The 26,996-nt window shown below is 71.7% G+C and carries 20 protein-coding genes; 9 read left to right on the top strand and 11 right to left on the bottom strand.

Annotated features, from left to right (window positions below; translation table 11 throughout):
* Positions 1 to 19: 19 nt before the first annotated feature.
* Positions 20 to 928, bottom strand: coding sequence for an SDR family oxidoreductase (locus ACFXC1_RS05055; protein WP_381238856.1), 909 nt, complete (start codon positions 926 to 928; stop codon positions 20 to 22).
* 217 nt (positions 929 to 1,145) lie between these two features.
* A complete protein-coding gene (locus ACFXC1_RS05060) occupies positions 1,146 to 2,000 on the bottom strand; it encodes a chitosanase (protein ID WP_381238859.1) in 855 nt (284 codons plus the stop codon).
* A 579-nt stretch (positions 2,001 to 2,579) separates the two neighbouring features.
* On the opposite strand from ACFXC1_RS05060, the gene ACFXC1_RS05065 reads away from it, so the two are divergent.
* Together ACFXC1_RS05065 and ACFXC1_RS05070 are read left to right on the top strand one after the other, a co-directional pair.
* The gene (locus ACFXC1_RS05065; protein WP_381238862.1) at positions 2,580 to 3,635 is read left to right on the top strand and encodes a LacI family DNA-binding transcriptional regulator; all 1,056 of its coding nucleotides are present in this window, start codon (positions 2,580 to 2,582) and stop codon (positions 3,633 to 3,635) included.
* Complete coding sequence (locus tag ACFXC1_RS05070) at positions 3,632 to 4,069, top strand: NUDIX domain-containing protein (RefSeq protein ID WP_381238865.1); 438 nt, start codon at positions 3,632 to 3,634, stop codon at positions 4,067 to 4,069. Before ACFXC1_RS05065 ends, ACFXC1_RS05070 begins: the two co-directional genes overlap by 4 nt.
* A 43-nt stretch (positions 4,070 to 4,112) precedes the next feature.
* Here ACFXC1_RS05070 and ACFXC1_RS05075 read toward each other — a convergent pair whose 3' ends face one another.
* The gene (locus ACFXC1_RS05075; RefSeq protein ID WP_381238868.1) at positions 4,113 to 5,150 is read right to left on the bottom strand and encodes a medium chain dehydrogenase/reductase family protein; all 1,038 of its coding nucleotides are present in this window, start codon (positions 5,148 to 5,150) and stop codon (positions 4,113 to 4,115) included.
* Positions 5,151 to 5,301: 151 nt separating this feature from the next.
* On the opposite strand from ACFXC1_RS05075, the gene ACFXC1_RS05080 reads away from it, so the two are divergent.
* Complete coding sequence (locus tag ACFXC1_RS05080) at positions 5,302 to 5,961, top strand: TetR/AcrR family transcriptional regulator (RefSeq protein WP_381238871.1); 660 nt, start codon at positions 5,302 to 5,304, stop codon at positions 5,959 to 5,961.
* Positions 5,962 to 6,699: 738 nt separating this feature from the next.
* On the opposite strand, the gene ACFXC1_RS05085 is transcribed toward ACFXC1_RS05080, so the two are convergent.
* The 7 genes from ACFXC1_RS05085 to ACFXC1_RS05115 form a co-directional block, all read right to left on the bottom strand.
* Positions 6,700 to 9,927 carry an alpha-L-rhamnosidase gene (locus tag ACFXC1_RS05085; RefSeq protein ID WP_381238873.1) on the bottom strand — a complete coding sequence of 1,076 codons (3,228 nt, stop codon included), beginning with the start codon at positions 9,925 to 9,927 and terminating at the stop codon, positions 6,700 to 6,702.
* Between the two features lie 779 nt (positions 9,928 to 10,706).
* The gene (locus ACFXC1_RS05090; protein WP_381238875.1) at positions 10,707 to 11,423 is read right to left on the bottom strand and encodes an alpha/beta fold hydrolase; all 717 of its coding nucleotides are present in this window, start codon (positions 11,421 to 11,423) and stop codon (positions 10,707 to 10,709) included.
* A 22-nt stretch (positions 11,424 to 11,445) separates the two neighbouring features.
* Positions 11,446 to 12,417: an alpha/beta hydrolase gene (locus tag ACFXC1_RS05095; protein WP_381238878.1), complete on the bottom strand. Its 972-nt coding sequence runs from the start codon at positions 12,415 to 12,417 to the stop codon at positions 11,446 to 11,448.
* A gap of 219 nt (positions 12,418 to 12,636) precedes the next feature.
* The gene (locus ACFXC1_RS05100) at positions 12,637 to 13,581 is read right to left on the bottom strand and encodes a helix-turn-helix domain-containing protein (protein ID WP_381238881.1); all 945 of its coding nucleotides are present in this window, start codon (positions 13,579 to 13,581) and stop codon (positions 12,637 to 12,639) included.
* The gene (locus ACFXC1_RS05105; protein WP_463293292.1) at positions 13,566 to 14,531 is read right to left on the bottom strand and encodes a helix-turn-helix domain-containing protein; all 966 of its coding nucleotides are present in this window, start codon (positions 14,529 to 14,531) and stop codon (positions 13,566 to 13,568) included. Before ACFXC1_RS05105 ends, ACFXC1_RS05100 begins: the two co-directional genes overlap by 16 nt.
* Before the next feature lie 95 nt (positions 14,532 to 14,626).
* The gene (locus ACFXC1_RS05110) at positions 14,627 to 15,616 is read right to left on the bottom strand and encodes an alpha/beta hydrolase (RefSeq protein WP_381238886.1); all 990 of its coding nucleotides are present in this window, start codon (positions 15,614 to 15,616) and stop codon (positions 14,627 to 14,629) included.
* Between the two features lie 21 nt (positions 15,617 to 15,637).
* The gene (locus ACFXC1_RS05115; RefSeq protein ID WP_381238889.1) at positions 15,638 to 18,226 is read right to left on the bottom strand and encodes a helix-turn-helix transcriptional regulator; all 2,589 of its coding nucleotides are present in this window, start codon (positions 18,224 to 18,226) and stop codon (positions 15,638 to 15,640) included.
* Positions 18,227 to 18,367: 141 nt separating this feature from the next.
* Here ACFXC1_RS05115 and ACFXC1_RS05120 point away from each other — a divergent pair, with 141 nt between their 5' ends.
* The 3 genes from ACFXC1_RS05120 (at position 18,368) to ACFXC1_RS05130 (ending at position 23,660) form a co-directional block, all read left to right on the top strand.
* Entirely contained in the window at positions 18,368 to 21,142 is a 2,775-nt protein-coding gene (locus ACFXC1_RS05120) for an ATP-binding protein (RefSeq protein ID WP_381238893.1), read from the top strand.
* Between the two features lie 187 nt (positions 21,143 to 21,329).
* Positions 21,330 to 21,452: a hypothetical protein gene (locus tag ACFXC1_RS05125; protein WP_381239494.1), complete on the top strand. Its 123-nt coding sequence runs from the start codon at positions 21,330 to 21,332 to the stop codon at positions 21,450 to 21,452.
* Between the two features lie 120 nt (positions 21,453 to 21,572).
* Positions 21,573 to 23,660, top strand: a complete 2,088-nt coding sequence (locus ACFXC1_RS05130; RefSeq protein WP_381238896.1) for a GH92 family glycosyl hydrolase — start codon at positions 21,573 to 21,575, stop codon at positions 23,658 to 23,660.
* Here the strand turns inward: ACFXC1_RS05130 and ACFXC1_RS05135 are convergent.
* The gene (locus tag ACFXC1_RS05135; RefSeq protein WP_381238899.1) at positions 23,649 to 24,131 is read right to left on the bottom strand and encodes a winged helix-turn-helix transcriptional regulator; all 483 of its coding nucleotides are present in this window, start codon (positions 24,129 to 24,131) and stop codon (positions 23,649 to 23,651) included. The genes ACFXC1_RS05130 and ACFXC1_RS05135 overlap by 12 nt on opposite strands.
* A 93-nt stretch (positions 24,132 to 24,224) precedes the next feature.
* On the opposite strand from ACFXC1_RS05135, the gene ACFXC1_RS05140 reads away from it, so the two are divergent.
* From ACFXC1_RS05140 to ACFXC1_RS05150, 3 genes are all read left to right on the top strand, one after another.
* Positions 24,225 to 24,713, top strand: coding sequence for a PaaI family thioesterase (locus ACFXC1_RS05140; RefSeq protein WP_381238902.1), 489 nt, complete (start codon positions 24,225 to 24,227; stop codon positions 24,711 to 24,713).
* A 196-nt stretch (positions 24,714 to 24,909) separates the two neighbouring features.
* Positions 24,910 to 25,695: a helix-turn-helix transcriptional regulator gene (locus ACFXC1_RS05145; RefSeq protein ID WP_381238905.1), complete on the top strand. Its 786-nt coding sequence runs from the start codon at positions 24,910 to 24,912 to the stop codon at positions 25,693 to 25,695.
* 35 nt (positions 25,696 to 25,730) lie between these two features.
* A complete protein-coding gene (locus ACFXC1_RS05150) occupies positions 25,731 to 26,951 on the top strand; it encodes a cysteine desulfurase-like protein (protein WP_381238908.1) in 1,221 nt (406 codons plus the stop codon).
* Positions 26,952 to 26,996: the final 45 nt, after the last annotated feature.

Raw genomic sequence — 26,996 nt, forward strand, 5'->3', positions numbered from 1 at the left:
GAGGGCGAGCGCCGGCCCGTCATTCCGCGAAGTAGTGGCCCTCTTCGATGTCCGGGACCAGCGCGGGGTGCGTCGGCTTCCATCCGGTGCGTTGCCGGGTCAGCGCGCTCGACGCAGGGTTGTCGAGCGGGACGAACGCGGCCAGGAAGCCGGCGAAGTGCCGGTTCGCCTCGTCGGGCGTCAGGCTGACGGCCGGGACCTGCAACCGGCGGCCGATGGCCCGCGCGACCTCCCGGAACGGCACCCCCTCCTCGGCGACCGCGTGGAGGCGGGTGCCGGCCGGGGCGGATTCCAGGGCCAGCCGGTACAGGGTCGCCGCGTCGCGTCGATGCACCGACGGCCACCGGTTCGAACCGTCGCCGACGAACGCGGACACACCCGTCGTACGGGCGACGCCGATGAGAGCCGGGACGAATCCGCGTGCGTCCCCCAGGCCGTGCACGGTCGGTGCCAGCCGTACGGAGGACGAGCGCACCCCGAGCTCGCTCAGCGCGAGGACGGACAGTTCGACCTGGAGCCGTGGTGCGGTGACGACGGTCGGGACAGTGGGGGTCTCCTCGGTGAGCAGCTGCCCCGGGGTGCGGCCGAGGATCCCCGAGGTCACCACGAACGGCCGGTCCGTGCCCGCCAGTTCGGCGCCGATCGCTTCCACCGCGGCCAGCTCGGCCTTCGCGCGGGCGGTCGGGTCGGTGGTTTCGGAGATGTGCTGGTTCGCGGCGTAGACGACACCGTCCGCCGCCGCGGCACCGGCGCGCAGGCTGTCGGCGTCCGTGATGTCACCGCGGTGCACGGCGGCGCCGGATCGCGTCAACGCGTCGGCGGCAGAGTCCGAACGGGCGAGGCCGACGACCTGGTGCCCCGCTCCGAGGAGTTCGCGGACGACCGCGGATCCGACGTAGCCCGTGGCGCCCGCAACGAAAACACGCACAGTGGAGATCCCTCAGATCGGTCCGGGTCGACCCGGCGCCGGAGGGCGGCGGGCTCGCGGACCACGTTAGGAACGGAGATGCCCGGGTGTCCAAGGCCTGTGCGGCATACGGCGATACGCGGCAGGCATGACCTGGAGGAGAGGACAGCGCGAGACGGCTACGGCGCCGGGACCCATGACCTCGGGTCCCGGCACCGCGTCGTCCTGTCCCCGGCGATCAGCTGATGTGGTAGCTGTCTCCGTAGACCTTCCAGGACAGCGGTGTGTTGAGGTCGAGATTGCCGTTGCGGAGGAAGACGCGCTGTTCGGTGTCGACGCGGGTGGTGTCGCTGTGCGCCTCCTCCTGCTTCATGGCCCACACGCGCGCGTCGAGGAAGGCGTTGAGATACGTCGTCTCGTTGCCGCCCTGGGCCGGCGGCTTGGCCGAACGCAGGGCGCGGGCGCGGATGTTGCGGAAACTGGTGGGGTCGTCGCCGTCGCCGTGCATGACGATGGCGTCGTAGTACGTGAACTGGCCCAGGGCGCGCAGCCCGTCGGTCTTGCCCTGGCTGACGGCCGGGTTGAAGTACACGCGGTCGCGTTCGTCGTTCTGCGCCTGCTGGAACACCGTGTCCTTTGCCGCGGTGCGCCAGTCCTTCGGGAAGTTCGGGTCGAGGCCGGAGTGCGAGTCGGTGCCGTTGACCGAGCGGAGCGCGGGCAGGTACTTGGCGAGGACGTTGCCGGGCTTGCGGGTCGCGTAGAGCTGCACGAGGTCGAGCATGTCGCCGGTGCCGGAGCAGAATCCGATGATCCCGGCGGTGTAGCCGCGGCCGTCGCCTATGTCCTCGATGTACTTGTACTGGGCCTTCCAGTCGAGCGAGGAGTTCTCCGCGCTCGACACCAGCTGCATGGCGATCTCCTTCTTCGCCGGGTCGTCGAGGCCGACGGCCCGGACCGCCGGAGCGGCGGCCGAGGCCTGCGGAGTGCGCAGCAGAGGTACTGCCGTGAGCGACACGCCGAGCAGCGCGAGGAGGGTCCGGCGCGAGGGGCTCGCCGGTTCGGGGGTCGCTGAGGCACGGAACGGGTGGACCACTGGGACTCCAAATGGTGGTGGGGGGTGGGGAGTTGGTCGTACCGCTGAACTGATAGGAAACTTAACTATCAGAGGTTCCGCGAGGACGGCACCCGCCAGGAGTCAAGTTCGTAGATATGAACGAGAGTCGCATGTCTGTGTGAGGGCGATGCTTGACGGTTTGCCCGCCCTTGTCGCACCGGCCATGAGGCGAGGGCCGAAAGCGTGCACCCGGGTCTGCGCTGTACACCACCGAGGCCCTGTCGTCCGGCGACGGCCGCAACGGCGAAGTCCGTTCCCCCGACGGGATGTTGGACGAAGTCCTCGCGGCCCCAAAGGAGATGGGCGGCCCCGGCGGCGACAGGACCAACCCCGAGCAGCTCTTCGCCCGACTCGGCGCCTCCACCGTCCAGTTGGTGCAGGCCACCCATGAGGTGTGCCCCTACTCCAACGCGACCCGCGGCAACATCGACGTGACCCTCACGACCACCGTGCAACAAGGGGGAACAAGCACCTTCAGGCCTCGCGCCTCCCGACAGCGCGCGGCCTGCGGGCATCGGGCGGAAGCTAGGATGCGGCTGCCGAAGATCGGGAGACGCCATGGCACCAGGGACAGGACGCGGCGCGGGAGCCGCACCGCGCAGTGTCGACGTGGCACGCCTCGCGGGCGTGTCGCAGAAGACGGTGTCCCGGGTCATGAACGACGAGCCGTATGTCTCCGCGGACGTACGCCGTCGGGTCCTGGCCGCGGCCGAGGAACTCGGCTACCGCTCGAACAACGCGGCCCGCGCGCTGGCCTCCGGGCGCACCCGTTCCATCGGCGTCGTGACGCTCGGTACCGCTCTCTACGGTCCTGCCTCGCTGCTGATGGGCGTCGAGCGAGCCGTACGCGACACCGGCTACGCGCTCCGGGTGGTCAACACCATGGAGGGCGAGTCGGCGGGCATCGCCGGTGCCGTCGACTCGCTCCTCGAACAGGGCGTGGACGGCATCGTCATCTCCGAGCCGATCGACGAGGAGGACGGCGCCGACCTGTCCGCGCGGGTCGATGTGCCGGTGCTCGTCCTAGGCGCGCCGCCGCCCTTCGTCGCACCGCATGTGGTGACCGCCGGGATCGTCTCCGGCCGGCTGGCGCGGGCCGCAACCGAACACCTGCTGGAACTGGGCCACACCACGGTCCATCATCTGGCGGGACCTGTGCGCTGGTACTCGGCCCGGGACCGTCTCGAAGGCTGGCGGGCGGCACTCGCCGCGCACGGCCGGGCGGAACCGCCGGTCGTACCGGGCGACTGGTCGGCCGCCTCCGGCTACGCGGCCGGTCGCGCACTGTCCGCCGACCCCGGCGTCACCGCGGTGTTCGCCGCCAACGACGACATGGCGATCGGCCTGATCCGCGCCCTGACGGAGGCCGGCCGGCGGGTGCCGGAGGACATCAGCGTGGTCGGCTTCGACGACACCCCGGTCGCGGCCTATGTGACTCCGCCGCTGACGACCGTACGGCAGCCGTTCGACGCGATGGCGCGGACCGGACTCCAGCTGCTCGTGCACGCCATCGAGAACCCGCAGGCACCCCCGCTGACGGTGACCGAACCACCGGTCGAACTCGTCGTCCGCGCTTCGTCGTCGGCCCCGCCTCGCCAGGCCCTCCGGGCATGAAGGTCCGTCACAAGGCGCGGGTCGTGCTGCTCGACCGCGGTCACCTGGTCTTCCTGAAACGGGGCTGGCCGGGCGGCGACTCCTATTGCACGACCGTCGGCGGAAGCGTCGAGCCCGCCGACGCCGACCTCGAAGCGGCCCTGCGCCGCGAGGCCATGGAGGAGATCGGTGCCACGATCGGTCCCGCCACCGAGTTCCTGACCCTGACCGAACCGGGCGGGACGACCACCGTCGTACAGCACTACTTCCTCGCCGACCTGCTCGACATGGACCTGGACCGCCGGTACGGTCCCGAACTCGACGACCCCGACACGGGCGACTTCGAACCGGTCCGGGTGGCGCTGAGCCGCCCCGCCGTGGCGGCCCTCAACCTCCAGCCGGCCGAGCTCGCCGACTATGTGCTCCGGCATGTCGACGTTTGGGGCGCCGCCTGACGGTCGCCGTCACGGGAAGGCCGTCCGTCGAGGGAGGGCCGTACTACGGCGTCAGTACGACCTTCCCGGCGACCGTGCCCGACTCGGCGAGGCGCAGGGCGTCGGAGACTCGGGCGAGCGGCAGTCGGGCCGCGATCCGCGGTGTGACCTCGCCGCGCTCGACGGCGGCGAAGACCTGTGAGAGGTCGGTGCGCAGCTGGGTGCGGAAGCGGTTCTTGTTCAGGGCGCGCCCGGCCCAGACGTTGAAGAAGTAGGCGTGGCGGCCGTTGGGCAGCGCGTTCCACATCCAGACCCGGCCGAGGATCTTGAGCACGGGCAGCTGCTTGGAGCCCTCGTCGTCGCGGGTGGCGGCGCTGCCGTAGGAGACGAGGGTGCCGCCGGGGGCGAGGAGGCGCCAGGATCGGACGACGCTCTCGGCGCCGACGTGGTCGAAGACCGCGTCCACCCCGCGCGGGGCGAGGTCGCGGACCCGTGCGGCGAGGTCCGGGGTGCGGTAGTCGATGGGCTCGGCGCCCTGGTCGCGCAGGGCGTCGTGGTGGCGCGGTGACGCCGTGCCGATCACGTGCACGCCCATCGCGCGGGCGAGTTGGACCAGGACCGTGCCGACGCCGCCGTTGGCGCCGTGCACCAGGATCGTCTGGCCCGCGCGGACCCGGGCCTTGCGGTGCAGCATCTGCCAGGCGGTGATGCCGTTGACCACCACGGTCTCGGCCTCCGCCGCGCCGACTCCGGCCGGCACCGGCACCACGTCGGCCGCGTCGACCACTACATGGCTGGCCCAGCCGCCGACCTTCACCAGCGCGGCCACCCGGGTGCCGGCCAGGCCCGGTTCCACGCCGGTGCCGATGCTCTCGACGGTGCCGACCAGGTCGTAGCCGGGGACGAAGGGGAACGGGGGCTGGTCGTAGTACCGGCCGCGGCGCATCTGCTGCTCGGCGAAGGAGACCCCGGTCGCCTCCATCCGGATCACGACCTGGCCGGGGCCCGCGACGGGAACGGCTCCGTGCCGGACCTCCAGGCCCTCGGGCTCGACCTTGCCCGGCAGGACGACCTCGACGAGTGCGTCGGTGGTGTTGTTCATGGCGACCTCCACTGGGAGCTGCGGCGAGCTATGTTCTTTCGTGTTCGTTATAAGGTCTAACTCATGCTAGAAGGGATCGTCAAGTGCAATCGTGATACCTTCTAACTGAAGCGTGAGTATGTAGTCCCGTGAGTGTGGAAGGCGGCCGGTCATGGCGGAAACAGGCACGAGGACTCCGCGTGAGCGCTACCGCGACCAGGTGCGCACGGAGATCAAGGACCACGCGCGGGAACAGATCGCCACGGCGGGCGCCTCCGCGCTCTCCCTCAACGGCATCGCCAAGCGGATGGGCATGAGCGGCCCCGCGCTCTACCGCTACTTCGCCAGCCGGGACGATCTCATCACCGAACTCGTCCGGGACGCCTACCGCAGCCTCGCCGACACCTTCCGCACGGCCGCCGGCACCGGCACCGACCTGCCCGGACTGGCCCACACTCTGCGGTCATGGGCCCTCGCCGACCCCCAGCGGTACTTCCTCGTCTACGGCACTCCCGTCCCCGGCTACCACGCGCCCGACGACATCACCGCCATCGCGTCCGAGATCATGACGCCCCTGCTGGACGCCTGCGCCGCCGCAGGGCTCTCGGACGGTTCCGCGACACCGTTCGAGACGCATCTCGGGGACCACCGCGACTGGGCGGGCGACCACCCCGCCCCACCCGAGGCCCTCCACCGGGCCCTGACCTTCTGGACCCGCCTGCACGGAGTCCTCTCCCTGGAACTCGCGGGCCACTTCACCGGCATGGGCTTCGACCCGGCCGAGCTCTTCGCGTCCGAGGTGGCGGCTCTTGTGGAGAAGCGGGGGGAGTGAGGTCTGCCGGGTGCGGTGACGAGGGCCGAGGCGCGGTGGTCTTCGCCGCGCTGCCGATCAACTTCGGGCCCGGTGAACTCGGTGCAGTGGGGGAGGCCGTCCCGCGTCCCCTTGGGGGAGGGGCGCGGGGTGTTCGGCAGGACGGGTGAGGTAATAGGGGGCGGATTGGTGGCCGGTGACCGCCTTCTGTCCCTGGCCGTTGTCCTCGCGTATGTCCGGGCCAGGGCGCGGACGCGACGGCGGAGTTCACTTGAAGCGCGTTTTCGAACTCCTGGGCTGCAACGCGTGTGGCCGCCTGATCGTCGGCGTAGGCGTTGCGGGGCGGGCTGGTGCGGTCGTCGGCCTTGACCCTCACGACACGGGTTGCGAGTGCCGCGTACGGCGGGTTTGCCGGGAGGGGCGCATGACGGTTCCGGTGTCGTGCAGCCGGTTGGAAACGGTGCCGTGGGGCAGGTTGCCGACAGCCACGAGTCGTCGACCGTGGCAGCGGACTTGGCACGGGCGGTGGCCGGATGCCCTCTGACCGGGTCGAGGGCAGGACTGGTGGACGGCCCGCGCCCATGTACCGCTCCTCCGGTTCGAGGCACTGCACGAGACCGAAACGCGTTCGGCGGGCGGGGTGAGCGGAGGGCCCCAATTATCCGCACTGTGCCGGTAGTTGACACGCCGGATGACAAGGTGCGCCTCGGGTTGGGCTGCCCGGGCCGATGATCGCTCCGGGCAGCCGTACCGGCTTGATCAGGTGGTGAAGCGGTGGGTGCCGGAGCCGACCCGGTACACCGCGCTGTCGTCCTCCTGACGCAAGTAGGTCCCGTGCGTGTGGGTCACCGCGTTCGGGGTGGACGTGGGGATCCACACCTCGGCGGTCGTGTTGGGCGGCACCGTGCAGGTCAGCGTGAACCGGTCGGACCGCTGCCGCCAACGGGTGGAGACCGGGCCGTAGACCGAGGTGAACGTGGCGTGGGCGGTGGTGACGGCTCCGCCGGGGCGGGGGCGGATGACGATCTCGCGGTAGCCGGGCCGGCCCGCCGAGATGCCGGCGATGTTCGTGTACATCCATTCCCCCACCGAGCCGTAGGCGTAGTGGTTGAAGGAGTTCATGCCCGCGTCCTGGAAGCTGCCGTCGGGCCGGATGGAGTCCCAGCGTTCCCACATCGTGGTGGAGCCGCGGTCGATCTGGTAGCCCCAGCTGGGGAACGAGCGCTGTTGCAGGAGGCGGTAGGCGACGTCGGTGTGGCCGGTGTCGGTCAGGACGGGCAGCAGACGGGGAGTGCCGAGGAAACCTGTCGACAGATGCCAGTCCCTGGCCTCGATCAGGGCCACGAGCCGGTCGGCTGCGGCCTTCCGTGACGTGTCCGGCAGCAGGTTCATCGACAGCGCCAGGACGTAGGCCGTCTGCGTATCGCCCTTGATCCTGCCCTCGGAGGTGACGTAGGCGTTCTGGAAGGCTGTTCGTATCCGTTCGAAGAGATCGAGGTAGGGGGCGGGGTCCGTGCCGAGTTCCCCGGCCATGCGGGCTGCGAGGTCGGCGCTGTGCGCGAAGTACGCGGTGGCGATGACGTCCTTGGGGGTCTCGTCCTCGACGTTCAGCCAGTCGCCGTATCCCTGGTCCGGGCGCAGCAGCCGGTCGCTGTTCTTCTCCAGGTAGGTCAGCCAGGTCCGGACGGACGGCCAGGCGTCCGCGAGGACCTGGCGGTCGCCGTACGCCTGGTAGAGGGACCAGGGGACCGTGACCCCCGCGTCGCCCCAGCCTGCCGTGCCGTTGCCGACCGTGCCGACCATCGGTGCCACGTCCGTGAACGCGCCTTCCGCGGTCCGGGAGTCCCGAAGGTCGACGAGCCACTTGGACAGGAAGCGCGCCGACTCCATCGTGTACGCGGCCGTGGGCGCGAAGACGTTGATGTCTCCCGTCCATCCGAGGCGCTCGTCGCGTGCGGGTGTGTCGGTCGGAACGGAGAGGAAGTTGCCGCGCTGGCCCCAAGTGATGTTGTGGTGCAGCTGGTTGAGCATCGGTACGTCGGTCTCGAAGTCGAGGGTGAAGGGGGCGGACGTATGCATGACCCGGCCGGTGACGGTTCTCGCCGAGGGAGTGCCGGGGAGTCCGGTCACCTCGACATACCGGAAACCGTGGAAGGTGAAGCGCGGCTCGTAGATCTCCTCCTTCCCACCGCCCTTGAGGACGTACGTGTCGGTCGCCGCCGCGGTCCGCAGGTTCGCGGTGTACACGGTGCCGTCGGGGTTGAGCACCTCGGCGTGTCTGAGCCGGACGGTCGTCCCCGCGTCGCCCGACACGCGCAGCCGCACCGAGCCGACCATGTTCTGGCCCAGGTCCAACACGTAGACGCCGGGCCTGGGTTGGGTGACCTTCTTCGGCGTCAGCTCCCGCTCCACCCGCACCGGACCGTCCACCTGCGCGGTGATCAGGTCGGGACCGAAGTCGCCGACGCCCCCCATGCCTCGTACGCCGAGCCAGCTTGTGTCGTCGAAGCCGGGCGAGGCCCAGCCGGGGGTCTCCTTGCGGGCGTCGTACGTCTCGCCGTTGAGCAGATCGGCGGCGACGATCGGCCCCGCGGCGGCCCGCCAGCCGGCGCCCGACACGATGCGCTCGCTCGTCCCGTCTGCGTAGTCCACCTCCAACTGGGCGAGGAGCGAAGGGACTTGACCGTACTGACCGGGCCCGAACATGCCCACGTTGCCGGCGTACCAGCCGGGTGCCAGATACGCCCCGATGGCGTTGGCGCCGGGCCGCAGGAGTTCGGTGACGTCGTACGTCTGGTACTGGACGCGGGTGCGGTAGTCCGTCCAGCCGGGGGCGAGTTGGTCGAGTCCCACCCGGGTGCCGTTGAGGTGACTCTCGTACAGGCCGAGCGCCGTGGCGTACAGGCGCGCGCGGGCCACTTTCCTGCGCGGCAGCCGGAATTCGTGCCGCAGCTGTGTGACGGCGTACGACACCGGGACGACTCGCCCCCATGGTCCGCCACCCCAGGCCGCTGCCACCCGGACCGCCGGCCAGCCCCCGTCGTCGAAGCCCAACTCCCGCCACCCGTCGGCCGGTTCCTGATTCGTCGCCTTCCATGAGGCCTCGGTGAACACCTTCTGCTCGCCGGAGGCGGTCCGGACGGCAAGCACTGCGATGAGCCCCGCCGGGCCTTCCGTCGCGTTGGTGGCGGCGACCGCGATAACGTTGTCGCCGGCCCGGACGCGGTCCAGTACGTCGATCACCGCCGGGCGTTTCCAGTCCTCGTTGTCCGTGTCGAGGTCGGTGTGGGCGACCTCGACACCGTTCAGGGAGACGGTGTACACGTTGTCGGCGGTGATGGCGAGTGTGGCCGAGGTGATTCCGTCGGGCAGATGGGCAGTACGGCGGAACCAACGGGCTGCCGCAGGAACGCTGTTGGTCGGATCGCCCTCGGGGAACCAGATCCAGGAACCGCCCTCGAAGGACGGTGCGTCCACGAGGCCTGCCGGTGCGGAGATCCAGTCGGCGGTCCACTGCCCGGTGTCCATCAGTCCGGTCTCCCACCATGAGGGCGGGCTCCAGGCGGAGACCTGTCCGTCGGCGTCCCACACGCGTACGGACCAGTGGTAACGCGTCCGGGGCCTGAGCCCAGGACCTCCGTAGGACACGAGGACGGACTCGCCGGACGTGACCTTTCCGCTGTCCCAGACGTCCGGGCGGGACAGGCCCGACGCGGTGGTGGCAACGCGGATCTGATAGGCGCTCTGGCGCATGTCCATTCTGTCGGAGGCCAACGGCCAGCTCAGCCGGGGCTGTTGTGCGTCGATGCCCAGCGGGTGTCGGACGTATTCCACGGTCGGCGCCGTGACGCGCAGTCCGTCGCGCGGGGTCTGTGTCTCTGCCTGCGTCCGTCCGGATGCCGGCGCGGCCATCGCTGGTACACCGTCGACGGTCGCTGCCGCGACCGTGGCGACCGCGCCCGCGAGCATGTTCCTCCTGCTGATCACTACGACTCCTCACTCGCACGGAATGGATGAATCGATTCAGACTTGAGAGGCGTGGGTAACGTAGAGCTTGGTGAGGTCGGGGTCAATCGTCGTGCAATTGTTTTCGTGAAGCGGCTACTTCGCGATCGCTCCGGGCAGGGTCGGCGGGCGAGGTGGTTGCGAGGGCATTGAACGGTTTCAATGCCGGTCCGCAAACCCTTCTGCTGGGCAGGGCTCGGCACGCCGTGATCAGGGCTGCGCGGCGGCGTACCCGGCCGCGTGGAGACGAGCGTCGAACGCCTCGTGGGCGTCGGCGGGGAAGTGCGCGTCGGTCGGTCACAGCGGGCAGGAGGCCGGGCCGACGCAGTCGCGTCACAAGCCGGTGTACGGGTCGAAGCGGTGACCGGAAAGGAGCCGATGGCGTGCGGACGGTGTCGGTGACCGGGCTCCGGCCACTACCTGATCTTCGTATCGACCACCGCGGAGGGGGCGGGCCCGGCGGCCTGCGCCGCGCACGTCACGCGGCACACCGGCGGCTGCGGGAGTGACGGTCACCGTCCCGGCGGCCGTCACCCTCCTCACGGCCCGGGCGGTGCGTCTACGACCCCACCAGCGCCGTACGGCAGAACGGTTGCCGTTTCCCGTGGCCGCGGCCGACATCCTTGCCGTCGCACGGGGCCCGGCACCCGCGCTCGTCGCCGGAGTGCCGCTCGCGGCGTCGGCCACGCTGTTCACCCGGGAACGAGGAACGGCGCGGCCGGACACCGTGAGGATGTCCGGCCGCGCCGCCCCGCGCCGGGTCAGCTCGTCGCGCGCACCGCGTCACGGATCAGGTCGGCGACCTCCTTGGGCCGGGAGACCGCCACGGCGTGCGAGGCGCCTTCGAGTTCCACGATGGTGGCTCCGGCCCGCTTCGCGCCGAAGCGTTCGACCTCGGGGTTGATCGCCTCGTCCGCCCCGGCGACGAGCGCCCAGGCGGGCTTCGTCTTCCACGCGGCCGCGACCGCGGTCTCCTCGAACGCCGCGGCGGCCAGCGGGCGTTGGGCCGCAGCGAGGACCTTGGTGACGTCCCCGGGCACGTCGGCGGCGAACACCGACGGGAAAGCGTCCTCGGCGATGGTGACCTCGACGGCCGGGTCGCCGCCCGGGACCGGGTACGTCCACTGCTTGAGGTTGCTGACGAGCGACGAGAGCGGGAAGCGCCCCTGCAACTCGCCGAGGCTCTCGCCTTCTTCGAGGGCGTAGGCCGCCACATAGACCAGACCGACCACGTTTTCCGTGGTGCCGGCCACGGTGATCAGCGCACCGCCGTAGGAGTGGCCGACGAGGACGACCGGGCCGTCGATCTGGGACGCCACGGACGCGATGTACGCGGCGTCCGACGCCAGGCCGCGCAGCGGGTTCGACGGCGCGAGCACGGGGATGCCGTGACTCTGCAGCTCCGCGATGACACCGGACCAGCTGCCGGCGTCCGCGAAGGCACCGTGCACGAGGAGGACGGTGGGCGTGGTGGACATGGGGGGCTCTCTTTCTGGTGTCTCAGTGGCCGTGGAGCGCGATGTGCAGGGTGTCGACGGCCAGCTTGATCGCGGCCTCGGCGGCGTGGGTCTCGCGCAGGGCGTTGAGCATGACGAAGTCGTGGATGATGCCCTGGAAGCGGACGGCGGTGACAGGGACTCCGGCTTCGCGGAGTTTGTTGGCGTAGGCCTCGCCCTCGTCGCGCAAGACGTCGGCCTCGCCGGTGATGACCAACGCCGGGGGCAGGCCGGTGAGTTGCTCGGTCGTGGCGCGCAGCGGGGACGCGGTGATCTGGGCGCGCTCGGTCTCGTCGGTCGTGTACTGGTCCCAGAACCACTGCATGCCGTCGCGGCGCAGGAAGTAGCCCTCGGCGAACTGGTGGTAGGAGCCGGTGTCGAAGTTCGCGTCCGTGACCGGGTAGAACAGCACCTGCTGGAGGAGGGGGACATCGCCCCGCTCCTTGGCCATCAGGGTCAGCGCGGCCGTCATGTTGCCGCCCACCGAGTCGCCGACCACCGCGATGCGGGTCGGGTCGAGGTCCTTGGCGGCGCCCTGCTGGACGACCCACTGGGCGACGGCGTAGTTCTGCTCGATGGCGACGGGGTAGCGGGCCTCGGGGGAGAGGTCGTACTCCGGGAAGACCACCGCGGCGTTCGCGCCCACGGCGAGTTCGCGCACGAGCCGGTCGTGGGTGTGGGCGTTGCCGAAGACCCAGCCCGCACCGTGGATGTAGACGATCACCGGCAGAGGTCCGGAAACGCCCTCGGGCTTCACGATCCGGGCCCGGACGCTGCCCGTGGGGCCGCCGGAGACGGTGATCCACTCCTCGTCGACGGCGGGCTTCTCGATCTCGCCGGACTGGACCTCGTCGACCGCCTTGCGGCCCTCGGCGGGCGTCAGGTCGAAGAGGTAGGGCGGGTTGGCGGTCGCCTTCGCGAAGGCGGCTGCCGCCGGCTCCAGCACCGGCTGGACCGGTTCGACGGCGTTGGACATGTGCTTCTCCTCGGTTTCGGATGAGATCTGTGGGGACCCCGGTCAGGACGTTAGAACCGCGGGCTCGACGGACATTGCGCGTCAGCGCACCGGTGCCGGTCCGGAAGTGCACAGGAACTGACCCGGCAGCGCACCTGAGGGGGAAGCGGCGCGCTGTCGGACGCGAACTGCCGCGGAATTCACGGCGGTTCGCGTCCGCGGAACGCCGTCGAAACCCCGTCAGCCGCCCGGCCGCTGCCCGCGGTACTGCGCCGGGGTCATCCCGTACGCCTTGCGGAAGGCCTGGCTGAAGTGGGTGGGGCTGACGAACCCCCACCGGGCGGCCACCGCGGCGATGGTCCGGTCGGCCGCCGTGGGACGGGCGAGTTCGGCTCTGCACGACTCGAGCCGGCGCCGGCGTATCCAGCCGCCGACCGTGGTGTCGTGCTCGTGGAAGAGCTTGTGCAGATAACGCAGGGAGACACCGTGCGCGTCGGCGAGGGCTTGGGGGGAGAGCTCGGGCTCACCGAGGCGGGTCTCGATGGTGACCTTGACGCGGTCCAACAGTGTGGACTCCTGCGGACCGGGCGGTTCCGTGGTGGCCAGCCGGTCCGCGGCCAAGGTGGCGAGGAGGTCGGAGACGGCGCGGGCGAGCTCCTCGCGGGCGGCCGGTGCGACCAGGCCGATCTCCTGAGCCAGTCCGGACAGGAGCGGGAGCAGGAACGCGGCAGGCCCCTGGGACGCGTCGCCGACGACCTTCGCCGTGACCCGGCGTATCTCCGTCTCGCCCAGCCTCAGCAACGGGCGCGGAACCATCAGGACCCGAGCCCGCTGGTGTTGCGGCAGGACGAGGCCGAACGGCCGGCTCGCGTCGTAGAAGGCCAGGACTCCTGGGTACAGGTCTGCCGAGCGGCCGTCCTGGAACAGCCGGGCCCGGCCGTCGAGTTGCAGACGGGCGAACAGGTGGTCGCGGCCGTCGGCCGCCGCGTCCCGAGGAGTCCGGACGATCCGCACGGGGTCGGACTCCTCGGTCGCGACCTGGAGCGTGCCCAGTCGCAGCACCTGGAGGGAGCCCCGCCAGGACTCCGGGTCCGAACGAGCGACCAGGTCGAGATCGCCGTAGGCCGTCGACAGAGCCCGCTTGCAGGACGACAGCCCGTCCACGGCGGTCAGGTGGCCCGGCACCAGTCCTCCTCCGCGAAGCACCGGGCCCGCTCGTCCCGCAGCCAGTCGGTCGGGGAGACGCCGTACTCCCGGCGGAAAGCCCGTGCGAAGTGAGCGGTGCCGCTGAACCCCCAGCGCCGGGCGACGCTGCCCATGCTCGCGGCGCCGGTCAGTTCCCTGCGGCACTCCTGGAGCCGGAGCCGACGAATCCAGCGGCCGACGGTCGTGCCCTCCTGCTCGAACAGCCGGTGCAGATACCGCGCCGAGATGCCGTGGGCCCGGGCGATGACCGCGGGTGTGAGGCCCGGCTCCGCCAGGTGCCAGCGGATGAACCTCTGGACGCGCAGCAGGAGCACCCGGTCGGCGCCGGGCAGGTCGGCCGGTTCCTCGCCCAGTTGCTGCGCCGCGGTCGCCGCCAGCAGGCTCACGGCGCTCTCGGCCAGCCGCTCGGCGACCGGTCCGGAGTAGGACTCGGAGGTGTCCGCGAGACGCGACATGAACGGTGAGAGCAGGGCGGCGAGCCCGCCCACCGGACGCAGGGACCGCGCCGTGATCCGTCCCAGGGCCGCCTCCGACTGGCCGAGGAGACACCGCGGTACGGCGAAGATCTTCAGCTGGAACCGCTGCGGAAACCGCGTGCGGAACGGACGGACGGTCTCGAAGAACGCGAGGTCACCGGGACGGAGTTCCGTGCAACGGCCGTCCTGTTCGACCTGAGCGGTGCCGCTGCTCTGTACGGCGACGAGCACCTGACCGCCGTCGCCGCGGGCGACGAAGCGCGGGGCCCGGTGGACCTCTCCCGGATCGCAGTCGACCGTGGTGATCTGGAGTTCGCCCAGTCGGTCCGTACGCATCGTGGCGTCGTACGTCCCGCTCTCCGTGGCGATGTCCATCCCCACCAACGTGGCGAGCACGGCGTCGTGCCAGAACTCCAGACTTTCGCCGGCCGGTACGGAACTCGTGGAGAGCACCTGGCCGCGTCGCCTCGTCGTGGGGTCGTTCCCTGTGAAGGAATCGTAGAAGGCTGACATACCCGTCAGCCTGCCTTCGGCCGGGGGCGGACGCATCAGTCGGTCGACTGGTCCTCGCCACACAGCAGTTCGCGCAGAAAGGCGACGCCCTGCCGGACGGCCGCCCGCGTCGGCGGGCTGTCACGCAGTGCGGCCAGCGAGACGAAGTCGTGGACCGTGCCCAGGAACCGGGTCGAGGTCACCGCGACCCCGGCCAGCCGCAGCCGGTCCGCGTACTGCTCACCCTCGTCCCGCGTCACATCGGCCTCCGCCGTGATCAGCAGGGCCGGCGGCAACCCCGCCAGCTCGGCCGGGCCGGCGCGCGACGGGGACGCGGTCGGCCGGGCCAGGTCCCCGGGATCGTCGCTGTACTGCCGCCAGTACCCGCGCAGGGCCTCCCGGGTGAGCAGATAACCCTCGGCGAACTGCCGTTGGGACGCGCTGGCGCAGTGTGCGTCGGTGATCGGGTAGTACAGCAGCTGGGCACTGATCCTCGGGCCGCCGCGCGACTTCACCAGCATGGTGAGCGCGATGGCCAGGGTGGCGCCCGCGCAGTCCCCGGCCACTGCCAGCCGGCCGGCGTCCAGCTCCAGTTCGGCCGCGTGGCGGACGGCCCAGTCCAAGAGGGCGTAGCACTCCTCGACGGCCACGGGGTAGCGGGCCTCGGGGGCGCGGCTGTACTCGGGTACCACGGCGGCCACTCCCGCGCCGAGTACGAACTCGCTGATGAGCCGGGCGTGGGTCTGCGCGTCTCCCAGCACCCACCGGCCGCCGTGGACGTAGAAGAGGACGGGAAGCGGTCCCCGTACTCCGCGCGGTCGGAAGATCCAGAAGCCCACCAGCCCGGACGGTCCCACGGGTGACACCTGGAAGGAGGCGTCCACCGCGAAGTCCTCCACCCGGTGGACCTGGGACTCCGTCAGGGCCTGCCGGCCGGTGGCCGGCGACAGCTCGTGCAGAAAGGGCGGCGCCGAGGACGCCTCGACCAGGCGCTGCACCAGCGGATCGAGCGTCAGTGAGGAGGGGTGTCGTCTGTCCGGTTCCATGCGATGGCCGCCTCTCGCCCGTCACTTCTCGCACACGAGGAGATCGCGCAGCTGGTGGCGGCTGCTGATGCCGAGTTTGGGATAGACGTTGTACAGGTGCGAGCCCACGGTACGCGGCGACAGGAACAGCTGTTCGCCGATCTCGCGGTTGGACAGGCCGTCCGCGGCCAGCCGGACGATCTGCCGTTGCTGGGCGGTCAGTTCGACCAGCGGATCCGTCGACGCGGGAGCCTCGGCCACCCCGCTCGCGCGCAGCTCGCCGCGGGCCGACTCGGCGAGGTGCCGGGCGCCGAGCCGGGCGGCCGCTTCCAGTACGACGGTCAGCTGGGCGCGGGCTTCCAGCGGCCTCCTGCGTCGGCGCAGCCAGATCGCGTAGTCCAGGCGGGCCCGGGCACGTTCCAGGGGCCAGCGGGCCGCCTCCGGATTGACCACGGCCAGCTGGAAGTGGTGCTCGGGGTCCGCGTCCTCGTCGACCAACGCCGTCGCGTGGTGCATGAGCAGCGTCATCCGGGTCGTCGGCCGGGCGCCCTGGCTGCGCCGGACCCGCGCCAGGACGTGCGCCCCTTCCCGTCGCCGGCCCGTGCGATGGGCGGCGACGGCCAGTTCGGCGACGCAGCGGGGCGAGAGGAAGGGGTCGAGGGGATCGCCGTCGTCGGTGAACAGCGTCCGCAGGTGTCGGAAAGCGCTGTCCCCGTCTCCGAGGACCATGGCCGTCAGACCGCAGGCCCGCAGCATCCGGGCGTGCGTGGCGCGGTTCTCGTGGAGGCTGACGGAGCGCCAGTTCGGGCCGGTGAACCGGGTGCCCGGCACACTCTCGCCGCGCAGCGCGCGCAGGGTCGTACCCAGGGCTTCGAGGTCCATCTCGACCCGGGTCCACCGGTGAACGGCCGCGTACGAGAGCCCCTCCTCGATCAGGGACTCGGCCTCGGCCCAGCGTCCGAGCCCCAGGAGCGTCTCCACCTGGGCCGCGACGGTCCAGGCGAGCCGGCCCAGGGTACCGTGTGCGCGCAAGCGCTCGCCCGCCTGACGGAACTGCTCCGCGCACAGGTCCGACTCGTCGGTGAGGTGGGCGAGCGAGGCGGTCGTGAGCAGGCGGGCCGACCGGCTCGGACCGGTCGTGGTCGAGGCGAGGGCCTTCAGCGAGGCGAGGACGTCGGTGTGCGGCCCGCCGTCCTCGGACACCCGGCCGAGGAAGAACCCCAACTGCCGCCGGTGTTCCGGGAGTCCGGACTCGCGGGCGATGCCCGTCGCCACGGCCGCCAGGGCGAAGGCCGTCGTGCCGTCGCTCTCCGGCGTCCGCCGCGCCGCCTCCAGCAGGAGGTCGAACGCCTCTCGCTGGAACGACAGCAATGACAGCGCCCCACTCATGACGCAGGCCGCGACACCCATCAGCTCCGGGTCCCGGTTCAGCTGGCTCTGTGCCGTGTACAGCTCGCGCACCCACGCCGGGTCTCCGACGTCGCTCGCGGCGATGAGCGCCGCGGTGAGACGGCGGGCGCGGTCGTGGTCGAGGGTGCTGAGGAGCGCGGCCCGCTCCAGTGCGCGGGCCGCGGTGAACCGGTCACCCCGGTCGGAAGCGGCTTCCAGGGCCGCGGCCACGGACTCGTCCGGACCGACCGCGGCCATGGCCAGGTGCGAGGGGCCGTGGGCGGACACGGCGGCCAGATCCCGGTGCGCCCGCCGGCGCAGTTGCGCGGGCTGCCGGTGGTAGGCCGCCGTACGCGTCAGCGGGTTGCAGAAGGCCAGTCTTCCCTGGGCGACGGTGACCAGTCCGGCCGCCTCCGCCGGAGCCCACACCCTCAGGTCGTCGGAGCCCAACGCGGCCATGACGGTGCCGAGTTGCTCCTCCGGCAGGGCGGCCGCCGCATACAGCAGGGCATTCCGCGTTTCTTCCGGCAGCGCGTCCAGTCGCGCCGCGAACATCTGCTGGATGCCCCGGGTCCGCTCCCCGGCACGGCTGAGCTCGATGATCGCCAGCGGATTGCCCTCCGCCTGCCGGAGCAGCTCCAGCCTGGCCCGTCCGGTGGGCGCACCGGGCTGTGCGTCCAGCAGCCGGGCCGCCGCCCGCCGGGACAGGGGACCGAGGGACAGTACGGCGAGGTCCGAGGGGACGTCTGGAGGGGGAGCCTCGCCGTGTGCCGAGAACAGCACGGTGACGGACGGGTCGGTGAGGCGTCGTGCCACGAAGGACAGCACGGCCAGGGAGGCGCGGTCGCAGTCCTGGAGGTCGTCGGCTGTCAGCAGGAGGGGACCGGTCCGCGCGAGCTGGGTCAGCAGGGTCAGGACCGCGGTGGGCAGGACCATTCCGTCCGGCGGCACGTCGTCCGGCGTCGGTGCGAACAGGGCGCGCAGCGCACGCTGTTGGGGAGCGGGCAGGACGTCGAGCTCGTCCCGCACCGGCAGGAGGAGCTGGTGCAGACAGGCGTACGGCTGCTGCGCCTCCGACGAGCAGGCACGCGCCGACAGGACACGGGCCCCGCGCGCCCGGGCCTTCTTGGCGGCGATCCGGAGCAGCCGGGTCTTGCCGGTGCCGGTGTCCCCCAGCACCAGCAGGGACCGCGGCCCGTCCACGCCCCGCAGGATCCGGTCGACGTCCGCTTCCCCACCCACCGCTGTACTCCCGATCACTCTTGCCGCGCCCGGAGACCGGATGCTGCCAGGGATGCGACGAGCACCGCTTCTGTCATGTGACCAGTCGTGCGCGGCGGCCCTGGCAGGATGGGACGTGAGCGGTGGGGAGAACGGAACTTCATGGACGTCGGTGACTTCGGTACCGAGCAGGGACACGGGCCGGCGATCCTCGGCAGGGATCGTGAGATGTCACGGATCACGCGGCTGGTCGACACGGTGGACGGCGACGGCCCCAAGGTGCTGGTGCTGACCGGTGAGCCGGGGGCGGGAAAGAGCACCCTGGTCGACCGGGCCGCCACGCAGGCCGCGGACCGCGGCCGGCGCGTGCTGAGGGTACGGGGCTGCGAGGGCGAGCAGGACCTCGGCTTCGCCGGGGTGCATCAACTGCTGCGTCCCGTGCTCGGCGGCGTCGACCGGCTTCCGGCGCGTCAGCGCGACGCACTGCGCCACGCGTTCGGCTTGGATCAGGCCGACGCATCACCGACCCCCGAACCGCTGTTGATCAGAACCGCGGTGCTGACACTGCTCTCGGACACGGCGGCTGAGCGTCCGCTGCTGATAGCCGTCGACGACGCCCAGTGGCTGGACGTCGGCTCGCTGGACGTGCTCGCCTTCGTCGCCCGGCGGCTCGACGGGGAACCCGCTGTCCTCCTGCTCGCGGCACGCGACGAAGCGGTGCCCGCGCGCTTCGACCGTGACTTCCCGCATCTGACGGCCGGTCCGCTGGACCGGGCGGCGGCCGGGCTCCTGCTGGACCGGCAGCCGCAGCCGCCGCGGGGCCGGGTCCGGGCACAGATCCTCGACCAGGCGGCTGGGAACCCGCTCGCCCTCATCGAACTCGCGCGGGCCTTCGCCAGGCATCCGGGCGGCAGCGACCTCGGCCCGTTCGGTTCGCTGCCGCTCACCGCCCGCCTTGAGCACCTGTTCGCCGCCGACCTGCCCACGCTGCCACCCGCGACCCGACGAGCCCTGCTCCTGGTGGCGGCCGCGGGCAACGCACAACTCTCGGACGTACCGGATGCGGGCGGACCGGAGGTCTGGGAACCCGCCGAGCAGGCGGGCCTGGTGCGTGTCGACGGCGGCCGGGCAGGGCTCCGCCACCCTTTGGTCCGCTCCGCCGTGTACCAGGCCGCCTCCTTCGCCGAACGCCGCGAGGCCCACCTCACCCTCGCCGCCGCCCTCGCGCACGAACCCGACCGCCGTGCCTGGCACCTCGCCGCCGCGGCGCTCGGCCCGGACGAAGACGTCGCCCGCGCCCTGGCCGAGAGCGCGGAACGCCTCCAGCACCGCGGCGGCCACGCCGCCGCGGCGACCGCCCTCGAACGCGCCGCCGAACTCACCCCCGATCGGCAGGAACGCGCCCGCCGCCTGCTCGCCGCGGCCACCTCCGCCATGTACGCGGGGCACCCGCAGTGGGTGGGGGAGATCGCGGGCCGCGTCGACGGCCTCACGGACGACCCCCAGCTCCTCGCCGAGGCCTCCTTGCGGGCCGGCTGGTCCCTGGCTGTCACCCTGCGGCACGACGACTCGCTGGCCTTCCTGCTCCCCGTCGCCGAATCCATGGCCGCCCACGCGCCGGCCCTCGCGCTGAACGCCCTGGGCACGGCGGCGACCCCGGCGTACAACTCGGGCGACCCCCGCTACCGGCACGACATCCAGCGGATCGACGGCCTCATCACCCGGCAGCCGGACGAGACCGACCGCGTCTGGCCGCAGGCGGCCGGCCGGCCGTTCACGGACCGGCAGCAGACCCTGAAGAGCCTGCACCACGCCGTGGACACCCTGCCGGCCGGCTTCCTGGCCGGCCTCGTCTCACTCGGCGGCGCGGCCTGGATCCTGGACGAGACCGACGAGGCCGTACGCCTGCTCGACCAGGCCATGGACCAGCTGCGCCGGACCGCCACGGCCGGCGCCAACTGCACCGTCGCGCAGGCCCTGGCCCTGGCGCACTTCGAGAGCGGAGCCTGGAGCGCGGCCCAGGCCGCCGCCGAAGAGGCCCTCTGGATGGCCACGGAGGCGGGCGCGGACAACGTCATCGTGGGATCGCCCCTCCTCCAGGCCACTCTGCGCGCCGTTCGCGGGGATTACGCGGGCGCGCGGGCGCAGGTGGACGACGCCGTCCGCGGCCGGGACCTGCGCAAGTCCCGCAGCCTGTACGTGCGTCACCGGCACGCGCTCGCCCTGGCCGCCCTGGCGGAGGGCGATCACGAGACGGCGTACGGCCAACTCCGCCGCGCCTTCACCCAGGACGCCCGCCCGGTCCCCGTCCACTACCACGCGTCCCTCTACTGCCTTGCCGATCTCGCCGCCGCAGCCGTCCGGGCCGGACAGGCGGACGACGCCCGCGCCGTGCTCCATGCCGCCGAGCGGACCCTGGAGCAGCGTCGCTCCGCCCGTCTGGCCGCGATCGTGCACCGCGCCTCGGCACTGCTGAGCGATCCCGACGACGCGGAGCCTCGTTTCCGTGCGGCGATCGGCGATCCGGCCGGCGCCCGCTGGCCCTTCGAACACGCCCTCGCCCACCTCGACTTCGCCGAGTGGCTACGGCGCCGCCGACGCACCGCCGAAGCACGCCCGCTCCTCGGCACCGCCCTCGACATCTTCGAACGACTGGACGCGCGCCCCTGGGCCGAGCGCACCGCCGCGGAACTCCGCGCGACGGGCGTGGCCGTGGCACCTCCCGCCGTTCACGACGTCCTCGCCGACCTGACGCCGCAGGAGTTGCAGATCGCCGAACTGGCGGCGGAAGGCCTGACGAACCGGGACATCGGCACGCGGCTCTACCTCTCCCACCGCACCATCGGCTTCCACCTGCACAAGATCTTCCCCAAGCTCGGCATCACCGGCCGCGCCCAACTGCGCGACGTCCTCGACCGCTTCCGGCGGCCGGATTGACGACGGTGCGGGCTCCTGAGGCCGGCAGGGAGTACCGGCGAGCGCCGACGACACTGTGCGGCTGTGGGACGTGGCCACGGGAAGGCTGGGCCACGTTGACCGGCCATGGGGGCTCCGTACCGTCCGTGGCTTTCAGCCCCGACGGCCGCACCCTCGCAACGGGAGGCGAGGACGGAACCGACCGCCTGTGGGCCCGACACTGCCCGACCCGCGACAGGCCGTCGACAAGATCTGCGCCGCCGTGCGCCGGGACCTCACGCCGCTGGAACGGACCACCTACCTCGACGGCCACCGGGACGCGACCTGCTGACCCGACCGGCTGGCTCCGCCGACCCCGACGGTGTGGCGGCGCCGTTGTGAAGATCGGGTCGGGGACACTCGCCGTCCGGCGCCGCGCGGGCGGCGGGTTCCCCTGTCTGGCTGGAGAAACGTGGTGCGACTTCCCCTGCTGCGGGCCGTACTGGCGGCCTCGGTGCTCGTGGCGTCCGGAACGGCCGCCGCCGCCCCGGTCCGGGCGGACGGCAAGCCCCGGCCCCGGGCCGTCGACGATCTCGCGCGGTACGTCAACCCGTTCGTCGGCACCGCCCCGGGCGGCCCCGACTTCGGTCACGGCGGCGGCGCGGGCAACACCTTCCCGGGGGCCTCGGCGCCGCTCGGCGGGATGCAGTGGAGCCCGGACACGGTGACGTACCAGCACGGCGGTTATTCCTACGGCGACAACCGCATCCGCGGTTTCAGCCTCGCGCACATCTCCGGAGCCGGCTGCGCCGCCTACGGCAACGTGCCGTTCATGCCCACCCAGGATGCCGCGCCCCCGGCCTACGCCACGTTCTCGCACGCCAACGAGCAGGCGGCGCCGGGCAGTTACCACGTCACCTTCGACAACGGCATCGGCACCGACCTGACCACCACCCAGCGCTCGGGCATCGCGCGCTTCACCTATCCGGCCGCCGACACCCGCCCGGCAGCCGTGAGTATCGACGCGGCCAAGGCGTTCACCGCGGCCACCGGATCGGTCGACATCGGGACCGACACCCTGTCCGGGTACAGCGACAGCGGGGCCTTCTGCAAGTCCAAGAACCGCTACCGGCTGTACTTCCACGCCACCTTCGACCAACCCTTCGCCCAGGCCACGCACCCCGACGGCAAAGCCGGCGCGGCCATGGTCACCTTCGCTCCCGGAGTGCGCACCGTGACCGCCCGGGTCGGCATCTCCTTCGTCGACGTCGAGGGCGCCCGCCGCAACGCGCTCACCGAGCAGGCGGCGCGGTCGTACGACACCGTCCGGCAGGCCGTGCGCGACGACTGGAACAGCTGGCTGAACCGCGTCACCGTCGGCGGCGGGACGGACGCCCAGCGCCGGGTCTTCTACACCGCGCTCTACCACGCCCTCCTGCACCCCAGCGTTTTCAGCGACACCGACGGCCGGTACACCGGCATGGACGGACTCGTCCACCGCACCCGCACCGGGCATGTCCAGTACGCGAACTTCTCCGGCTGGGACGTCTACCGCTGCCAGGTCCAGCTGCTGGCGCTGCTCGCCCCGCGCGAGTCCTCCGACATCGCGCAGTCCGTCCTCAACCAGGGCCTGCAGGCCGGGTACTTCGACCGCTGGACCCTCGCGAACGGCGGCAGCGGTGTCATGGTCGGCGACCCGTTGCCCGCCGTCGCGTCCGCCATCCATGCCTTCGGCGGCACCGACTTCGACGCCGACGCCCTGCTGCGTACAGCTCTCGCGGATCGGGAGGACGACCGTCAGCGTCCCGGGCACACGCAGTACGACACGCTCGGCTATGTGCCCGCCGGCACCAAGGGGGTGTGGGGTTCGGTCTCCACCACCCTCGAATACGCCGTCGCCGACTACGCGCTGGCCCAACTCGCCCACCGGCTGGGTGACTTGACCGCGTACGACACCCTGTTGCGCGCCTCCGGGAACTGGCGCAACCTCTTCAACCCCGCCACCGGATACCTCCAGCCCCGCGCCGCCGACGGCACCTGGCCGGCCTTCACCCCGGCCCAGAAGACGGAGTATGTGGAGGGCAACGCGGCCCAGTACACCTGGATGGTGCCGCAGGACCTGCCGGGACTGTTCACGGCCATGGGCGGCGACGCGGCCGTCACCACCCGCCTCGACACCTTCTTCAGCAGCCTCAACGCGGGCGCCGGGGAGCCGTACGCATACCTCGGCAACGAGCCCTCCTTCGGCACCCCTTGGGCGTACACCCACGTCGGCCACACGGACCGCGCGGACGCCGTCGTGCACCGCGCGCTGGCCACGCTGTTCAGTGACGCGCCCGGCGGTCTCGTCGGCAACGACGACCTCGGCGCCATGTCGTCCTGGGCGGTGTGGGCGAGCCTGGGCCTCTACCCCGAGGTCCCCGGCAGCGCCCGACTCGCCCGCACCGCACCCCTGTTCACCACCGCCACCGTCCACCGGGGCGACGGCACCACCCTCACGGTCGGCTCCGCGTCGCCCAGACACTCGCTCCGGCAGCCACCCAAGTACTCAGTGCGGTAGCGGACTTCGTACGGCACGGGCCGCCGGGCCGGGAACGGCCGTCACCTCGGTCGGTGCGAGTGCGCCGTGCGGTCCGTCGCACTCCACCACCACCCGGACCGGCGCGCCGCACGCGGTGTGCCGGACGTCCAGCACCTGGCCCTCGGGGTCGGCGGCATACGTCTCGCCCCACTGCCGCAGCGCCATGAGGATCGGCCACAGATCGCGGCCCTTGCCCGTCAGCCGGTACTCGTTGCGCGTCCGGCTCCCCGCCTCCTGGTAGGGGACGGTCGTCAGGATGCCGGCCGCGACCAGCTTGCGGAGCCGGTCCGACAGCACCGCGTCCGAGAGCCCGATATGGCGCCTGAAGTCGTCGAAACGGCGGACCCTGATGAAGGCGTCCCGCAGGATCAACAGGGTCCACTTCTCGCCGACGAGATCGAGCGTGCTCTGGACCGGACAGTTCTCCGTGCTCACATCGAGCCATTCCATGCCGCCACCATAGCCACCTGGCTCTGTCATTGACAGTCAGCTGCGACCGGATCTAGCTTCAATGACAGAAGCCAGCAGAGGAGGCAGTACCGCATGGGACGGTCACGCACGTACGAGTGGCAGGACCCGGGGATCTCGGCAGCCGCCGTAGGGAAGACCACGGGTCTGGAGTTCCTGCGGGAAGTGCTCGCCGGACAGCTCCCCGCCGCACCCATCGGCGCCACCCTGAACTTCACCGTCGACGAGGTCGAGTACGGCCGCGCGGTGTTCTCCCTGATACCGGGGGAGGAGCACTACAACCCCATCGGGAGTGTGCACGGCGGGGTCTTCGCCACCCTGCTCGACTCCGCTGCCGGCTGCGCGGTGCAGTCGACGCTGCCGGAGGGCATGGGGTACACCTCGCTCGACCTGACCGTGAAGTTCCTGCGGCCGGTCACCGCCGACACCGGGCGGATCCGCGCCGTCGGCAGCGTCCTCAACGGCGGACGGCGCACCGCGCTCGCCCAGGCACAGCTGCTCGACGAGAAGGACCGGCTGCTCGCCCACGCCACCAGCAGCTGCCTGCTGTTTCCCGTGCCCTGACCGTCCCCTGACCGGAAACAGTCGTAGAAGAGGAGTCCGCCTGTCCCCCGCGCAGGCGGATCCGTACCTTCAACTCCCTTGATCCTCACTGACCCGGGCCTTGCAGGCACGCTGTGAAGTTTGCCGCAAGCCGTTGCCGTGGTGGTATGGGGAGAAGTACGTACGTGGATGTGACAGAGCGGGATCGTGAGGGCGAATGACGGTCGGGGCGACCGGGGCGTACGAGCGCATGCTGACCGTGGCGGTCGCGGCGCTGCACGAACGGGATCCCGCACGGCTGTGGCCGATGGTCGCCGCGGCACTGCCCGGCCTGTGCGGGGGCGAGGCGCTGATCTACAAGCTCGGCGAGTGGACGGACCGGACCGGCGCGATGGGGCTCTCGCCCGCCGCCGCGGCACACTTCGGGCGGATCGACGACGAGGCGATGACGGTGCTGCGCCGGGGCTACCCCTTCGCGGACCACTACGTCACGGCCGGTGCCGCCCGCCGCCCCGCAACCGCCCACCGGATGGCCGGGAAGGGCTGGGCCGACAGCCGCATGGCGGGCACGATCAACCGGCTGATGGACGCCGACCACGTCCTGGCCGTCCCGCTGCCGGGCACCTCCACCCCGGTCACCGGTGCCCTCGTCTACCGGTCCGGCACCGACTTCACCGAGGACCACGTCCGGGCCGCCGAAATGATCCAGCCCCTGCTGGCCGGCGTGGAACAACAGCGGCAACTCCTCGAACGCTGGCACGCCACCCAGGCCCCGCCCGAGATGTCCGAGGACTGCCCCCTCACCCCCCGCCAGGTCACCGTCCTGCTGCTCCTCGCCGACGCCCTCACCGCCTCGGCCATCGCCCACCGCCTGGGCATCTCCGTGCGGACGGTGCACAAGCACGTCGAGAGCCTGTACCGGAAACTGGGCACACGCGACCGGGTGAGTACGGTGCTACGGGCGCAGGAGATCGGCCTGCTCCCACCCCGCACGGGACGCTGACCCCCGAGCCGCCGCACCGACAGGAGCTCACCCTCGTGACGTACGACATCACCGCCCTGCGCGCCCTGTTCCCCGCCCTCAGCACCGGGACCGCCCACTTCGACGGACCCGGCGGCACCCAGACACCCCGGCCCGTCATCGAGGCCATAACCCGGGCGCTCTCGAACCCCCTGTCGAACCGGGGCCAGGTCACGGCGGGGGAGCGCAACGCCGACACCATCGTCACCGGCGCCCGCCAGGCCATGGCCGACCTCCTCGCCGCGGACCCCTCGGGCATCGTCTTCGGCCGCAGTGCCACCCAGCTCACCTACGACCTCGCCCGCACCCTCGCCAGGACCTGGGCGCCCGGCGACGAGGTCGTGGTCACCCGCCTCGACCACGACGCCAACATCCGCCCCTGGATACAGGCGGCCGAGCGGGCCGGCGCCACCGTCCGCTGGGCGGACTTCGACCCGGCGACCGGTGAACTGACCCCCGACCATCTCCGCGCCGCCCTCTCCGCACGCACGCGCCTGGTAGCCGTCACCGCCGCCTCCAACCTGATCGGCACCCGGCCCGCGATCCCCGAGATGGCCCGCCTGGCACACGCGGCGGGGGCGCTGTTCCACGTCGACGGCGTCCACTACACCGCGCACGCCCTGGTCGATCTCGGGCAGCTCGGCGCCGACTTCTTCGTGTGCTCGCCGTACAAGTTCCTCGGCCCCCACCTCGGCGTCCTCGCGGGCCGGCCGGAACTGCTGGAGACCCTGCGCCCGGACAAGCTGCTCGCCTCCTCCGACGCGGTCCCCGAGCGCTTCGAACTCGGCACCCTGCCCTACGAGTTGCTCGCCGGCACCAGCGCGGCGGTCGACGTCCTCGCGGGCCTCGACGCGGGGGCCTCCGGGAGCCGTCGCGAGCGGCTGACGGCCAGTCTCGCGGCGCTCCACCGGCACGAGGAGGTCCTGCGCACGAGCATCGACCTCGGTCTCGCCGCCCTGGACGGCATCACCGTCCACTCCAACGCGGCCGACCGCACACCCACCGTGCTCCTCACCTTCGACGAGGACTTCGGCGCGCACGCCACGCAGGACGCCTCCCGCTACCTCGCGGAACGCCACGTCCACGCACCTTCCGGCTCCTTCTACGCCATCGAGGCCTCCCGCCGCCTCGGCCTGGGCGACTCCGGCGGCCTGCGCATCGGCCTCGCGCCCTACACCGACACCGAGGACGTCGACCGGCTCCTGAGCGGACTGGAGCTGTTCCTGAAGCGGGCGTAGCGATGATGGGAAAGAGCGGTGCCCAATGACGGGAAAATGATGGAT

The sequence above is a fragment of the Streptomyces hokutonensis genome (assembly GCF_042751305.1).
In the GTDB taxonomy this organism is placed as follows: domain Bacteria; phylum Actinomycetota; class Actinomycetes; order Streptomycetales; family Streptomycetaceae; genus Streptomyces; species Streptomyces hokutonensis_A.

What these genes read in the sequence shown, in the direction of transcription:
- ACFXC1_RS05065 (WP_381238862.1), top strand. Translation starts at nt 2,580, where the DNA reads ATGGCACCAGGGACAGGACGCGGCGCGGGAGCCGCACCGCGCAGTGTC.
- ACFXC1_RS05070 (WP_381238865.1), top strand. Translation starts at nt 3,632, where the DNA reads ATGAAGGTCCGTCACAAGGCGCGGGTCGTGCTGCTCGACCGCGGTCAC.
- ACFXC1_RS05075 (WP_381238868.1), bottom strand. Translation starts at nt 5,150, where the DNA reads ATGAACAACACCACCGACGCACTCGTCGAGGTCGTCCTGCCGGGCAAG.
- ACFXC1_RS05080 (WP_381238871.1), top strand. Translation starts at nt 5,302, where the DNA reads ATGGCGGAAACAGGCACGAGGACTCCGCGTGAGCGCTACCGCGACCAG.
- ACFXC1_RS05090 (WP_381238875.1), bottom strand. Translation starts at nt 11,423, where the DNA reads ATGTCCACCACGCCCACCGTCCTCCTCGTGCACGGTGCCTTCGCGGAC.
- ACFXC1_RS05095 (WP_381238878.1), bottom strand. Translation starts at nt 12,417, where the DNA reads ATGTCCAACGCCGTCGAACCGGTCCAGCCGGTGCTGGAGCCGGCGGCA.
- ACFXC1_RS05110 (WP_381238886.1), bottom strand. Translation starts at nt 15,616, where the DNA reads ATGGAACCGGACAGACGACACCCCTCCTCACTGACGCTCGATCCGCTG.
- ACFXC1_RS05120 (WP_381238893.1), top strand. Translation starts at nt 18,368, where the DNA reads ATGGACGTCGGTGACTTCGGTACCGAGCAGGGACACGGGCCGGCGATC.
- ACFXC1_RS05135 (WP_381238899.1), bottom strand. Translation starts at nt 24,131, where the DNA reads ATGGAATGGCTCGATGTGAGCACGGAGAACTGTCCGGTCCAGAGCACG.
- ACFXC1_RS05140 (WP_381238902.1), top strand. Translation starts at nt 24,225, where the DNA reads ATGGGACGGTCACGCACGTACGAGTGGCAGGACCCGGGGATCTCGGCA.
- ACFXC1_RS05145 (WP_381238905.1), top strand. Translation starts at nt 24,910, where the DNA reads ATGACGGTCGGGGCGACCGGGGCGTACGAGCGCATGCTGACCGTGGCG.